A 13,991-nucleotide genomic window follows, 5' to 3' on the forward strand; every position below is an offset into this window, starting at 1 on the left:
CGGAAATGAAACGTAAGCCATTCTGGATGGGCTGGATCTGCTCTGTTTTACTGCTGGCCTGCAGTGCGCAGGCGAGTGCCAGCGGCTGGGACACGTTTAAAGGTCGTTTTCTGACGGCGGAAGGGCGGATCACGGACACCGCCAATAACAATGTCAGTCACACCGAAGGTCAGGGTTATGGCATGTTGCTGGCGGTAGCCAACAATGATCGCGCCACGTTTGACAGGTTGTGGCAGTGGACACGCACCCAGTTAGGTAATCCGCAGACCGATCTCTTCTACTGGCGCTATGTGCCAGGCAGTGACAATCCGGTTGCTGATAAGAACAACGCCTCGGATGGTGATGTGCTGCTGGCCTGGGCGCTGCAGCGTGCTGCTCAGAAATGGCAGGTGGAGAGCTACCAGCAGGCATCTGACCGTATTCAGCGCGCCATCATCAAGCTGGATGTCACGAACTTTGGCGGCTATACCGTCCTGCTGCCGGGCGCGCAGGGTTTCAATAAAACCAGTTACGTGGTGCTTAACCCTTCCTATTTCCTGTTTCAGGCGTGGCGTGAGTTTGGCGAGCGCAGTCATCTGCAGGTCTGGGATAAGCTGATTAATGATGGTTTTACGCTGCTGGGTAAGCTGAGTTTTGGCAAAACCGGTCTGCCGCTGGACTGGGTTGCGCTGAATGCCGACGGTTCGGTTGCCCCGGCTGTCGGTTACTCAAACCGCTTCAGTTATGACGCGATTCGCGTACCGCTGAACATCTGGTGGTATGACCCGCACAGTCTGGCGCTGGTGCCGTTTCAGCGCGTCTGGCAGGGTTACAGCCGTATGCTGACTCCCGCCTGGTTCGACGTGCTGGCAAATGCACCTGCACCTTATCATCTTGAGGGCGGTCTGCTGGCGGTGCGCGACCTCACGCTGAATGAGACCGGCTATCTGAGCGATAAGCTGGCTGCGGATCAGAACTACTTTTCCGCCAGTCTGCAGCTGCTGACCTGGCAGGCGTTTCAGGAGAAGCGCTGATAACAGGCAGAATGGCGGCGCTGGCCGCTATTCTGCTGCCGACAGTAACACGATAAAAATGGGTCAGGCGCTAAGCGGCGGCTGACCCGCACTTCTGCTTTCCGGCAGTGATGCGTTACTCCGGATAGGGCACCCAGTCTCCGCCATTTAGCCTGATCCAGGGCTTGCCCTGATACATCATCACCACTGCACCGTCGTTTTCCGACACCACTGGCGTCTGCGGCAGCTTGTCAGTCAGCACCGACATATTGACATTGGGCGCATTAAATACCTGCCCATCCACCACGCGAGACACAATCTCTGAGACTGCCAGCAGACTGGTTGGCGCATCAATATTGAGTGGCTGTCCCTGATGCGGGGCTTTCATGCCGACAAACTTAATCCCGACCGGCACATGCGTAATACCCGGGCTGGGAATGTCGCGCAGCCCTGACATCTGCATCTTATCGCCCTGCAGGGCGGCCCCATGCTCCGGCACCACCAGCACCATCACCCGACGGCCTGACTTCTCCAGCTGAGTAAGGAAGGCGTCGATCTGATCAAACAGCAACTGAGCGCGCGGCTTCCATGGGGCTGTCTGGGTGCTGCCCAGTTCGCGGGTGCCGTCGTGCAGCGGGATCAGGTTATAGAAGGTGGCGCTGCGGGCATCGCTGCTCTTGCTGCGATCGTCGAGCCAGCGCTGCATCAGTTGGGCATCATTGAACACCGGCGTGCTGTCGAATGAAGTCACCTCCGGCGCAATACCCGCCTGCGACATCAGCGGTGCCTGAATATCCCCGCCTTCGCGCAGTTCTTTGAGATAGTTACCAAACACGCCGGTGTGGTCCATCATCAGCTGCTCTTTAAAGCCCAGCTTCGCCAGATTATCGAACAGATAGCAGCGTGAATCAGTGGGTTTGTAGAGATCGCTGTGCGAGGTCTGACCGCAGCTGGCACGCAGCAGACGAATCCCTGCCGGTCCGCTGTAGCTCGTGGCGGAGTTGTAGTTGGTCAGCATGATGTCGAAGTGATGCCACAGCGGATGATTACGCAGTTGCGAGGCATCCATATCTGACCAGGCGAGCGAACAGATGTTGATCACCAGAATGTCGAATGGCTGTGAATCGGCAGGCAGGCTGTCGGGGAAGTGGGTAACGCGCTTGCGCTCACTCTCATAGAAACGGTTGAGCCAGGCGGTCAGATTCGTACTGGTCGCGGGTGCAGACTGATCGAGCCCATCCGGCGTAGCGGCTGGCTGGCTGGCGGCTGGCGTCTGATTCAGGACCACCTGCGGAGTGGCTGCGCGGGTCGGTAGCAGCGACATCGCCGGGCCAGCGATAGTGAGTACGTTGAGCCAGATCAGCATCAATGAAACCAGCACGGTGATACGAATCCACTGCGCAACAAAGAGATAGAGAACCAGCAGGACAAAGAGCGCACCTATCATTTGCCAGTTGATAAAGCGGTCTGCCAGATCGAGAAGATAGGCTGCGGAGAAGCCCGCCAGCTGATCGCCCTGGCTCATGATGCTGCTGAGTCCGGGCAGCCAGGTGTCATGCCAGAACAGCCCGACACCAATGGGGATCGAGACCCAGTGGCGCAGGCGATGCAGGCGTACCGTCGGCAGCGGGAAGAGCAGCCAGGCGAGAAACACCAGGTTGCTCAGCGCGTGAAAGTTGAGATAGCCATACCACAGCAGGGCGAACTTCACTAAAAAGTAGAAATTCCAGCCGCCCAGTCCGCGCCAGCAGGACCACAAACCGGAAGAGTGGGCCGCAGCGGGTTGATCATTTTTCATTAATTTTTGCATCCGTTTTTGGAGATTGACGCTGCCAGTCACCTTCAGACTTTAGCGCACGCGCAGGCAACAGCCGATTCAGCAGGCCGTTCCAGCGACGCGGCAGCCAGCGTTGCCAGACAGGCTTTAGAATCAGCAGGATAAAAATAGCCAGCAGCGCAATCTGTACCCAGTCCATCAGGTTCATCGGGATTCTTTCTCCGGCAGTAAAGTGATGGGCTGCGGTGCCGAACGTACAGGCGCATCCACTGGCTTGAGGGTGGATTCGAGCAGAGATTCTGAAACCGGCGTCAGTTCCTGAATCGCCATCGGCGTCAGTTTTTTAATATTGCTGACTTCCGCAAGAATATGATTATCCTCGAACCAGACCATCCGGTTTGCAAATAGCTCATCGTGAGGCAATGAAAATATATATTTCAAGGCCTTATCGAGATCGTTGTAGCGGCAGGAGGAGAGAAACAGTATGACGCGATCTTCCAGCACCGTGACCAGGTCGCCGAAGCGACGCGGTTTACAGAGCGTCAGAATCTGCTGGGGTTGAAGCTGCGGCACTGGCCGCAATGCCACCAACAGGCCCTTATCATTTTCCGGCAGTAAGGTATTACTGATCAACTGGCTGACTGATTGACAGAAGGCGTCAAGCCGCAGGTAGCCTTTCTCATGCAGCGGCTGCAATGAGGCGGTTAACGCCTCAAGACTGGCGGGAACGCGACGGTTAAACACCTGTCCCTGAAGACCTTCCAGCGTGGTCAGAAAGCGCGACATAGCTGCGTTAGCCGGCACGATGGTGTTGACTCCGCAGGCCAGCAGCAGCCGCTCGTCGCTATAACGCAGGCTGGCCCCCATCTCACGTACCACAATTTTCATTCCGTTGCCGCGAGCACGACGCAGGCTGTGAACCATCTTCGCCAGTTCGCCGATATAGTCGCTGCGGGTCAGACTAAAAATAACTGTCGCGGCATTAGCCTGCTGTGCCTGGAACCAGACCTGCTCATTATCATCAAAGAGCTGCCACTGGCGTGAAAGCGGCGGCGCGCCCTCAAGCACGATTTTGTCCGCGAGATAATGTTGTTCGTCATTAAGGCTCAACGGTTCCTGCTTTTCATTTAAGGCAAAGAAACGATCTTCTTCACAGCCCAGACGTATTGCACGATCGGCGAGCAGGCGTTCCGCGGCATACCACCAGTTAATTCGATACTGCCAGCTGTCCTGCTGAAAGCTCAAATGGGCAACGCCATCCAACTGACGAAAATAACGCTGAAGATTATTACTCAGGTTTATTATGGTGGTGCCGGAGGTAATGATTAAAAGTGTGAGTTTGCTTTTATGTAGCGTGCGGCGCATACCCTTTATCCACCGGGTTAATTCGGCGTCATCGAGCTTATCCCATTGCGCTGCGCTGCTGTTAAATATCACCAGTCCGTTTTTACTGCCAAGCGTACGCAGAAAATCATTTTCCAGCAGCAAAAGACTCCGTTTGCTTTTGGAAAGAGAAAATAGCGGGATACGGTCGGGGCCGCCGATCGGGTCGGGCGTCAGGAGATCACGAGGCGGTTGATCAGCGCTGATGAGCGTGACGGCCTGCTGATGTGAAATCACCTGTCGAATCAACATGCGGGCGTCATCCTGCCGTGCACACGTCACCCAATAACAGCCAGGCGTTTGCAATGCCGTTAATTCAGGCTGAACATGCAACAGCCCTAGCGAAAAAGAATTTTTCATATTGAATTCGTTATTTTTCCAGTCCAGGCTAGCTTATTATAGACAGGCCAGGATGTAACCTGAGAAATTTAAACATTGCCAATGACAAACTGGCTCACAACGTCTGGCAAATGCAGCGTTGCTGAAAATCTTTTTGAACCTCCTTTTTATGCGCAGGCGACTATTCTGAGTCTGACAGTGTTTTATCTTTGGCGAACAGTAATGAAAAATCCAAATCTTCATACCCCTGAGGCCGCCGATGGCGATCGTCAGGATGATATTAGTGCTTTGCGTGACGCCTTTTCTTTGCACGCTTTTCGCTATGTCGATATTGCGCGCGAAGAGCGTCTGAAAGAGATTTTGTCACGCTGGACGCTGTTAGCCGAAACGGTCCCCAGCCAGCCTGAGCAACCTCACTGATGCCGCAGATAGCGCTTCAGGGCGTGCGGGGCGGTGTCGGCACAACGTCTCTTTGTGCCGGACTGGGCTGGGCGCTGGCGGCTCTCGGCGAGCGGGTGTTGCTGATCGACGGCTCGCCGGTTAGTCAGCTCGGCATGCATTTCAATCTGCCCGCTCAGCAGGAGAATGGCTGGATGAAAGCCCTGTGCGAAGGGGGAGACTGGCAGCACAGCGCGCTGTGCTATCCCCATGGGCCTGACTTGCTGCCACATGGTGTGCTTTCTCATCAGCATTCTTTGACTATCACCCGTCAGAATGAGTCTGTCGCCGCACCGCTGCTCCAGGTATTGCCGGACCTGCAGGCGCGCTATCAGTGGATTATTTTTGATCTGCCTGCCGACTCCCTGCCGTGGCATGAAACACTCTATCAACAGCTGGACGGCATACTCTGTGTCATCCAGCCTGACGCCAATTGTCATTTGCGCCTTAGCCAGCGCCGCTTTCCGGCGCGCACCTGCTTTGTTATCAATCAGTTTAATGCTAACAGCCGTCTGCAGCAGGATCTGCATCAGCTTTGGATGGCTTCACTGGCGCAGCTGATACCGCTGCTGATTCATCGCGATGAGGCGCTGGCAGAGGCGCTGATGATGAAGCAGCCGGTCGGTGAATATCGGCCACATGCGTTAGCCAGCGAGGAGATCATCACGCTGGCTAACTGGCTGTTACTCAATCTGAAGGGAGTAAGTTCTTGAATCCGTTGCGCTGGCTGTTGACTGCGCCCGCCTGGCAATCGCTGCATCGGGGCTATACCACTGCGCGAGGCAATGGTGCCTCCCGCTTCGCCAGCGCACTTCATCTTTTCTGGTCTGTTCTGGGCCTGATGCTGCTCCGCTTCGAAAGCCCGGGCTGGCAGAGTGTGATTCAGCAGCGCCGCCGCCTCTATCCGCACATCTCACCGGAGCGTCCGCGTCCGCTGGATATCCTGCGCTATCTGATCCAGACACTGTGGCTGATTATGATCCGGCTCCCCCAGGCGAGCGCCCGCGATGGCGTTAAGGGCCTGAGCGCACTTTCTGGCTGGCGGCAGCACGGCTATCGCTGGCTGGACAACGTTATTGCCCGCTCGCAAACCCAGGGCATTGATACGCGCATCGAACAGCGACTGAAGCGCCTGTCGCCGCCGATGCGACGCAGCCTCTTTGTCGTGACGGCTCTCTTTGCCTCACTGCTGGCGCTGCTCTGTATCAGCCAGCCCTTTGGTCTGATGACGCAGTTTATTTTTGTCGTACTGCTCTGGGGTCTGGCGATGCTGGTCCGGCGCATTCCGGGTCGTTTTCCTACCATGATGCTGATCGTGCTGTCGTTGACCGTGTCGTGCCGCTACCTCTGGTGGCGCTATACCTCGACGCTGAACTGGGACGATCCGCTGAGCCTGATCTTTGGTTTGCTGCTTATTGCAGCAGAGACCTACGCCTGGGTGGTGCTGGTGCTGGGCTATTTCCAGACGCTGTGGCCGCTTAACCGGCAACCCGTCTCCATGCCGGCTGACCGTTCGCAGTGGCCATCGGTGGACCTGCTGGTGCCGACCTATAACGAAGCTCTTAGCGTTGTCAGACCGACGCTCTATGCTGCGCTGGGTATCGACTGGCCGAAAGATCGCCTGAATATCTATCTCCTTGACGACGGCAACCGGCCGGAATTCCGCGAGTTTGCCACCAGCATTGGCATTAACTATGTGGCGCGTCCCTCTAACGAACATGCCAAGGCGGGGAACATCAACCACGCGCTGAAAAACTACTGCCGCAGCGACTTCGTGTCGATCTTTGACTGCGACCATGTGCCGACACGCGCTTTTTTACAGATGGCCATGGGCTGGTTTATCAAAGATCCCCGGCTGGCGATGCTGCAGACGCCGCATCACTTCTTTTCGCCCGATCCGTTTGAGCGCAATCTCGGGCGGTTTCGCCGTACGCCGAATGAGGGTTCGCTCTTTTATGGGCTGGTGCAGGACGGTAACGATACCTGGGACGCCGCCTTCTTCTGTGGCTCCTGCGCCATTCTGCGCCGCACTGCGCTGGAAGAGATTGGCGGTATTGCCGTAGAAACCGTCACTGAAGATGCCCATACGTCGCTGCGTCTGCACCGGCGTGGCTACACCTCGGCCTACATCCGCATTCCTCAGGCGGCCGGGCTGGCGACCGAAAGTCTGTCAGCGCATATCGGACAGCGTATTCGCTGGGCACGCGGGATGGTGCAGATTTTCCGCCTTGATAACCCGTTGTTTGGTAAGGGGTTGAAGTGGGTACAGCGGCTCTGTTATGCCAACGCTATGCTGCACTTTTTGTCCGGTATTCCGCGGCTGATCTTCCTGCTGGCACCGCTGGCGTTTTTACTCTGCCATGCCTACATCATCTATGCGCCTGCCCTGGCGATCGCTATCTATGTTTTACCTCACATGCTGCACACCAGCCTGACCAACTCGCGTATTCAGGGGCGCTGGCGTCACTCTTTCTGGAGCGAAGTTTACGAGACGGTGCTGGCCTGGTATATCGCCCGGCCTACTACCGTGGCGCTGTTCAATCCTCACAAGGGTAAGTTTAACGTCACGGCGAAAGGCGGACTGGTCGAGGAGCAGCATCTGGACTGGGTGATAACCAAACCCTATATGTTGCTGGTGTTGCTTAATGTGGCGGGCGTGTTGATGGCGTTCTGGCGCATGCAGCACGGTCCGGCCAACGAGATACTGACCGTCTGCGTAAGTCTGATTTGGGTGCTCTATAACATGATTATTCTTGGCGGTGCGGTGGCGGTTTCCGTTGAAGCCCGGCAGATCCGCGAGGCGCACCGTGTAGAGATCGCCATGCCGGCCGCCATCGCACGCGAAGATGGTCATATGCTGCCCTGCACGCTGCGTGACTACTCGGATGGCGGCGTCGGGCTGGAGATGCGCGAGCCGGATGCGCTGCGGGAGAATGAAAAAGTGTGGCTGCTGCTGCGTCGTGGACAGCAGGAGTTCAGCTTCCCCTGCCAGGTGCAGCGTGTCTTTGGCCACCGGGCTGGCGTGCGTCTCCATCAGCTGACCACCCGGCAGCATATTGAATTTATCCAGTGTACCTTCGCTCGCGCCGATACCTGGGCACTGTGGCAGGACGGTTTTCCGGAAGATAAGCCGGTGCAAAGCCTCGCCGATATCATGATCCTCGGTTTCAAAGGTTACCTGCGCCTGGCGGAATATGGCCCGCCGCAGTTACGTCGGTTGTTTAACCTGCTTACCGTTGGGGTGAGCTGGCTGGCTTCGCTGTTGCCGCAAGGCATCCGTGCGCCAGCTTCAAAAAACGCATTGAGTTGATGATATGACGATAACGAGAGTAAACAGGTGGGTCGCTGCGCTGCTGTTGGGTTCCACAACACTAAGCTGCGCCCTGGCGCAGGAAAATATGGCGGTCACTCCCGGAGAAACCGCGGTGCAATCTTTGCCGCCACAGCCTGCTGCACCGCTGCGTAACAGTCAGCTGAGCTTTGTTAAGCTGGCACCACCGCCGGGTAGCATGACGCTGAGCGGAACACGTACCAGCGGGCAGATCGAGTTCGGTGTGCGCAGTGATGAGGTGGTGACGCGTGCGCTGCTTAATCTTACCTATCGGCCCTCGCCTGCGCTGCTACCTGTGCTGTCGCAGCTGAAGGTTTATCTCAACGATGAGCTGATCGGCCTGATCACCATTACCCCGGACCAGCCGGGTAAAGAGATTCAGACGCAGCTGGCAATCGATCCTCACTATATTGCTGACTTTAACCGCGTGCGCTTTGAGCTGGTTGGTCACTACGCCAACATCTGCGAAAATCCGGCCAACAGCACCATCTGGCTTGATATCGGCAAAGAGAGCGGCATCGATCTGACGCTGCAAAAACTGCCGCTGAAAAATGACCTCTCCCATTTTCCTGAACCCTTTTTTGATACCCGCGACACGCGACCGCTGACCTTGCCGATGGTGTTTGCTGCCCAGCCGGACATAAAGCAGCAGCGGGCTGCCGCGATTCTCGCCTCCTGGTTCGGCAGCAAAGCTGCCTGGCGCGGACAGCGCTTTCAGGTGCTCTACAATCAGCTGCCGCAACAGCAGCATGCTGTGGTGTTTGCCACCAACGATGCGCGCCCGGATTTTCTGAAAGATTTGCCGCCGGTTGTAAAGCCGACCGTGGAGATAGTGAGTCAGCCTGACAGTCCCTATGAAAAAATGCTGCTCATCCTGGGACGCAACGACGACGATTTGCTGACGGCGGTGCAGGGGATTGCGCAGGGTGAGTTGCTGTTACGCGGGGACACCTCGACCATCGACCGCGTTACGCTGCTGGCACCGCGCCAGCCCTATGATGCGCCAAACTGGGTGCGCACCGATCGCCGCACCACCTTTGCTGAACTGACTCAGTATGAAAACCAGCTGCAGTCTGACGGCCTGCAGCCCAATCCCATCAGCCTGACGCTGAATCTGCCGCCCGATCTCTTCCTGGTTCGCGCGCGCGGCATCGACATGGATCTGAGCTATCGCTATACCGCGCCTTTCCAGTCGGATGGCTCGCGGCTGGCAGTGAACCTGAATAATCAGTTCATCCAGGATTATCCGCTACCGCCTAAAAACACGGCCGGTCAGCAGTTGCTGCATATTCCCCTGATTCAGGGAATGCTGGACAAAAACCATGAACTGCTGATTCCGGCGTTACGCCTGGGTGTGGTTAACCAGCTGCGCTTCGATTTTGACTATGCCAACACCTTTATTGGTGGCAATGCTGACGGGCGTTGTGAAACCGTGACGCCGGTCGGTCATCATGTGGTGGTGGACGACAGTTCCAGCATCGATTTTTCTGGCTATCGCCACTACATCGAAATGCCATCACTGCGTGCCTGGGCAAATGCGGGCTTCCCGTTCAGCCGTTATGCCGATCTGGCGCAAACCCTGGTGCTGATGCCGCCAAAACCAGACGTCCAGCAGGTCAGCACACTGTTGAATGCGATGGGCAATAGTGGTGCACAGACTGGCTATCCGGCACTGCGCGTTCAGTTGACCGACGACTGGGCCACGGCGAAAAAGCAGGATGTGGATCTGCTGATGATCGGTGTCATCCCCAAAGATCTTCAGAATGACCTGCGGATCCCGGCGCTGGTCGACGCCACCGCCAGCTGGCTGAAAGAACCCGTGCGACGGGTCACGCCACAGATGAATCCGCAAAGCGGTCGCGATCAGACGGCAGAAAGCACCACTGCCATCAGCTCCCGCGGCCCGCTGGCAACGGTGATTGGCTTCCAGTCGCCGTTTTACGATCAGCGCAGCGTGGTTGCGCTGCTCGCCGATGGCACGCCGCGTGGCTGGCAACTGCTCAACGAGGCAATGAGTGACAGCGATAAGCGTGGCGCAATGTCTGGCTCCACCGCGATTATCCGCGAGTCAGGGGTTAACAGTCTGCGGGTTGGCGAGAGCTACTACGTTGGTCATCTGCCGTGGTGGGAGCGTCTCTGGTCGCTACTCTCGACCCATCCCTTCTGGCTGGCACTCTGCACACTCTTTGTGGTGGTGCTGTTCGCGCTAATGACGTGGCGTCTGATGCGAATTATTACCCGTCGTCGTTTACTGGATGAAGATGAATAACGCTCAGGTACTGCGGGCGGGCATGCTGCTTGGTGCGCTAAGTGCGCTGCCGGGGCTGGCCGCACCGACTGACGGACCGGAAGTCTCGCCAGTCGAGTGGCTGCTGGCACAGGTCCGCACCGGCGAGTCGACTAACAAATACGATCTGGTACAGCAATCGCTCTACCGGCTGGAGAAGATGGACCCGGATAATCCGCAGGTGCTTGCGGCGCGTCTGCGTCTGGCGCTGCATCAGGGCGATATCACCGCAGCGCAGACGTTGCTGGATCAGCTCAACAGGCTGGCGCCCGGCTCGACGGCGGCGCGTGAGTCTGCCGCAGGCCTGCGCATGATGTCGCCAGAGGGGCGGCAGCAACTGCAGCAGGCGCGATTGCTTGCTACCTCAGGGCGGCTGGCGGAAGCAAAAAGCGCGTACGATGCGCTGTTCAACGGCGTGTTTCCCGATCCCAACATCGCCCTGGAGTACTGGCGGCTGATGGCGCGCCTTCCTGGCCAGGAAGAGGTCGTATGGCAGCAGCTGCAGGCGATGGAACAGCGCTATCCGGGCAACGTTGGCGTCGGATTGCAGATTGCCCGCATGGCATTTGCCCGGCAGCAGTCGGCGCAGGCGATAGTCCAGCTGAAGCGGCTGGCGGAAAGCAGCGGCGGGCGTGATGCCGCGGCTGATCTCTGGCTGAAACAGATTAACGATCAACAGGTCAGCGACAGTAGCGTCGCGCAGTTGAAAGAGTATCTCACCGTCTTCACCGAGGGCGATGCGCATCAGCAGGGCCTGGAGGCGCTCTCGAAGCAGCAGACGACGCTGGCCGATCCCGCTTATCGCGAACGGATGCGCGCGCTGGCGCTGGTCGACGCAGGCAATGTGAATAACGCGATGGCGATCCTGAACCGGGCACTGAAAGCGAATCCCGATAATGCCGAATTAATGGGGGCGATGGGGCAGACCCAGGCCCGCGCGGGCCATCGTGATGCCGCCATTCTCTGGCTGGAACGCGCCATCAAAGCGGGACAGCAGAGCACGCTGATCGGCAAATGGCAGTCGCTGCTGCAGAGCAATCGCTACTGGCTGGCGATTGAGCAGGGCGATAAAGCGCTGGCGCAGCATGATATTGAAGGGGCCGGACAGCACTATCGTGCGGCCCAGAAGTATGACAGCAGCGACAGCTATGCCCTGATTGGCCTGGGTGATGTGGCGATGGCGCGTAAAGATGCGGCGGGCGCAGAACAGTTCTGGCAGCGCGCGCGACGGCTGGATGGCACCAATATCACCGCAGTGCGTCGGCTGGCGGGGCTTTATCAGGCTGTGTCGCCTGCACGCGAGCTGGAATTTATTACTACCTTACCCGCCGGGCAGCAGCGCGCCCTGGCTGACACGCTGCGCCTGCTGCGCAGCGATAGCCTGCGCACGGAAGCAGATGCTTTGGCGCAGCAGGCTCGCTGGCCGCAGGCGGCAGAGAAATATCGCCAGGCACGGGAGCTGGCTCCGGATGACGTCTGGCTCAGTTACCGGCTGGCTGGCGCGCTGCGTAACAGTGGTGACGTGCAGCAGGCGCAGACGATAATGCGCGCGGTCGCGCAGCAACATCCGCAGGATGCGACTGCACTTTACGCGACCGCACTCTGGTTCTCGGGCAACGATAACGACAGCGAGGCACTGGCCACGCTGCATCGTCAGCCCGATGCGCAGTGGAGCAGCGATATGCGTCAGCTGGCTGACCGCCTGAAACAGAATCAGATCTATGCCCAGTCCGAGGCGCTGCGCGCCGCCGGGCGGGAGCCAGCAGCCGTAACGCTGCTTGAGCAGCAGCCAGTTTCCAGCCGACGTGACCTGACGCTGGCCGACTGGGCACTGGCACGCGGTGACGCGCTGCAGGCGCTGGCAGGCTATCAGCAGGTACTGTCTCGCGAGCCGGAAAACGGCGATGCGGCGCTGGGACGAATCGAAGCGCTGGTTGCCCTGCAGCGCAACAGCGAAGCCCTACAGGCGCTTGAGCAACAGCCGCCGATTCAGGCGAGTGTCAATGCGGACAGGCGTGCTGCGCTGGCGTGGCAGGCGGTGGGTGAAACCACGCGGGCTGCCGTGTTGTTTAGCGATCTGAAACAGCGCGCCGCCTCGCTGCCACCTTCTCAGGATAAGGCGCTGGTGTTTCGTGATTCGGCACGACTTGAACGTTCGCAGCAGCAGCCTGAACAGGCACTGGCCGATTATCGTCAGGCGATGACGGCCAGCGGTATTGATAGCAGTGGCAATATCAGCCGCGCCACCCGCAACGATCCGCAGGATGAGTGGCTGAAGCGCAGCCTGCGCAGCGACACGGCCGATCTCTATCGTCAGCAGCAAACCACGCTGACAGTGCAGCAGGACTATTCACGCAACAGCGGTACGGGCGGCATCTCTGACTTTACGGCGCACACCACCATGCTGCAGGCGGAACATCCGTTTGCCGATGGGCGCGGCTTTTTCCGGCTCGACCGGGTGGACGTTTCCGCAGGGACCTTTACCACCCGAAACGGTAGCTTTAATGATTTATTTGGCAGCTGTGACGATGTGAATTCCGGCGGCTGCACTTCTCAGACTCACCAGCGTGACAGTGGCACGGCGCTGGCCGCTGGCTGGCATAATGCGATCTGGTCGGCCGACCTCGGCACCACGCCGCTGGGTTTTGAAGTCACTAACTGGACCGGCGGCCTGAGCTGGAAAACCGATGTGAAGCAGCTCGGTGTGACGCTGACCGCTTCACGCAGGCCAATTGCCAGTTCGCTGCTCTCCTATGCCGGGACGCGCGATCCGGCAGTCAACGGCAGTAAAAGCTGGGGCGGTGTGGTGGCAACGGGCGGCAGCATCGGGCTGAGTTACGATCAGGGCGGTGCGCATGGTGTCTGGGGCGACATCAGTGTGCATCAGATCACCGGCAAGAATGTCGCTGATAACAGCCGCGAGCGCCTGATGGGCGGCTATTACTACAAGCTGATCAACACCGACAATCGCCGTGCGACCATCGGGCTGAACAGCATGCTCTGGCACTATCAGAAGGATCTCAGTGATTACACCTTCGGCCAGGGCGGCTACTACAGTCCACAGCAATATCTCTCCTTTGCTGTGCCGGTCACCTGGCGGCAGCGTACGGAGAACTGGTCATTTGATCTGGGCGGTTCAGTTTCGTGGTCACATTCGAAAACGGATGCGCAGCAGCGTTATCCGGTTAATCCTGGCTTCACCCTTGCCAGCAATCCCTCTTCCGCAAGCAGCGCCGGCGGGGGGATCGGCTACACGCTGCAGGCAGTAGTTGAGCGGCGGCTGACGTCGGCGTGGTTTGTAGGAGCAGGTGTCGATATTCAGCAGGCGAAAGATTACACCCCGAGCCACGGCCTGATCTATGTACGCTATGCTGCCGGGGGCTGGGAAGGGGATCTGGATATGCCGCCACAGCCGCTGGTTCCCTACGCAGATTTTAAATAATC

At 58.1% G+C, this 13,991-nt stretch carries 9 protein-coding genes; 6 read left to right on the forward strand and 3 right to left on the reverse strand.

Features of this window, described 5'->3' with window-relative positions:
- Nucleotides 1-5: 5 nt before the first annotated feature.
- On the forward strand, nt 6-1,013 hold the full coding sequence (locus AC6I77_RS00540) for a family 8 glycosyl hydrolase (RefSeq protein ID WP_078805053.1): 1,008 nt from the start codon (nt 6-8) through the stop codon (nt 1,011-1,013).
- A 115-nt stretch (nt 1,014-1,128) separates the two neighbouring features.
- Here the strand turns inward: AC6I77_RS00540 and bcsG are convergent, their stop codons facing one another.
- From bcsG to bcsE, 3 genes are read right to left on the reverse strand one after another with little or no spacing between them, the layout of a single operon-like run.
- A complete protein-coding gene (bcsG, locus tag AC6I77_RS00545; protein WP_039658631.1) occupies nt 1,129-2,790 on the reverse strand; it encodes a cellulose biosynthesis protein BcsG in 1,662 nt (553 codons plus the stop codon).
- The gene (bcsF, locus tag AC6I77_RS00550) at nt 2,780-2,977 is read right to left on the reverse strand and encodes a cellulose biosynthesis protein BcsF (protein WP_039658630.1); all 198 of its coding nucleotides are present in this window, start codon (nt 2,975-2,977) and stop codon (nt 2,780-2,782) included. Before bcsF ends, bcsG begins: the two co-directional genes overlap by 11 nt.
- Complete coding sequence (gene bcsE / locus AC6I77_RS00555) at nt 2,974-4,512, reverse strand: cellulose biosynthesis protein BcsE (protein ID WP_039658629.1); 1,539 nt, start codon at nt 4,510-4,512, stop codon at nt 2,974-2,976. Before bcsE ends, bcsF begins: the two co-directional genes overlap by 4 nt.
- A 201-nt stretch (nt 4,513-4,713) precedes the next feature.
- On the opposite strand from bcsE, the gene bcsR reads away from it, so the two are divergent.
- The 5 genes from bcsR to bcsC are packed head-to-tail and all read left to right on the forward strand — an operon-like array spanning nt 4,714 to nt 13,989.
- Nucleotides 4,714-4,911, forward strand: a complete 198-nt coding sequence (bcsR, locus tag AC6I77_RS00560) for a cellulose biosynthesis protein BcsR (RefSeq protein ID WP_039658691.1) — start codon at nt 4,714-4,716, stop codon at nt 4,909-4,911.
- The gene (bcsQ, locus tag AC6I77_RS00565) at nt 4,911-5,642 is read left to right on the forward strand and encodes a cellulose biosynthesis protein BcsQ (protein ID WP_497816674.1); all 732 of its coding nucleotides are present in this window, start codon (nt 4,911-4,913) and stop codon (nt 5,640-5,642) included. Before bcsR ends, bcsQ begins: the two co-directional genes overlap by 1 nt.
- Complete coding sequence (gene bcsA / locus AC6I77_RS00570) at nt 5,639-8,239, forward strand: UDP-forming cellulose synthase catalytic subunit (protein ID WP_497816675.1); 2,601 nt, start codon at nt 5,639-5,641, stop codon at nt 8,237-8,239. The genes bcsQ and bcsA overlap by 4 nt, the downstream gene beginning before the upstream one ends.
- Nucleotides 8,240-8,243: 4 nt before the next feature.
- Nucleotides 8,244-10,529, forward strand: coding sequence for a cellulose biosynthesis cyclic di-GMP-binding regulatory protein BcsB (gene bcsB / locus AC6I77_RS00575; protein ID WP_078805049.1), 2,286 nt, complete (start codon nt 8,244-8,246; stop codon nt 10,527-10,529).
- The gene (gene bcsC, locus AC6I77_RS00580) at nt 10,522-13,989 is read left to right on the forward strand and encodes a cellulose synthase complex outer membrane protein BcsC (protein ID WP_497816676.1); all 3,468 of its coding nucleotides are present in this window, start codon (nt 10,522-10,524) and stop codon (nt 13,987-13,989) included. Before bcsB ends, bcsC begins: the two co-directional genes overlap by 8 nt.
- The last annotated feature ends 2 nt before the right edge of the window (nt 13,990-13,991 follow it).

Source organism: Pantoea sp. X-Soil-ISGK-259 (assembly GCF_059730705.1).

What these genes read in the sequence shown, in the direction of transcription:
- bcsE (WP_039658629.1), bottom strand. Translation starts at nt 4,512, where the DNA reads ATGAAAAATTCTTTTTCGCTAGGGCTGTTGCATGTTCAGCCTGAATTA.
- bcsF (WP_039658630.1), bottom strand. Translation starts at nt 2,977, where the DNA reads ATGAACCTGATGGACTGGGTACAGATTGCGCTGCTGGCTATTTTTATC.
- bcsR (WP_039658691.1), top strand. Translation starts at nt 4,714, where the DNA reads ATGAAAAATCCAAATCTTCATACCCCTGAGGCCGCCGATGGCGATCGT.
- bcsG (WP_039658631.1), bottom strand. Translation starts at nt 2,790, where the DNA reads ATGAAAAATGATCAACCCGCTGCGGCCCACTCTTCCGGTTTGTGGTCC.
- bcsC (WP_497816676.1), top strand. Translation starts at nt 10,522, where the DNA reads ATGAATAACGCTCAGGTACTGCGGGCGGGCATGCTGCTTGGTGCGCTA.
- bcsB (WP_078805049.1), top strand. Translation starts at nt 8,244, where the DNA reads ATGACGATAACGAGAGTAAACAGGTGGGTCGCTGCGCTGCTGTTGGGT.
- AC6I77_RS00540 (WP_078805053.1), top strand. Translation starts at nt 6, where the DNA reads ATGAAACGTAAGCCATTCTGGATGGGCTGGATCTGCTCTGTTTTACTG.
- bcsQ (WP_497816674.1), top strand. Translation starts at nt 4,911, where the DNA reads ATGCCGCAGATAGCGCTTCAGGGCGTGCGGGGCGGTGTCGGCACAACG.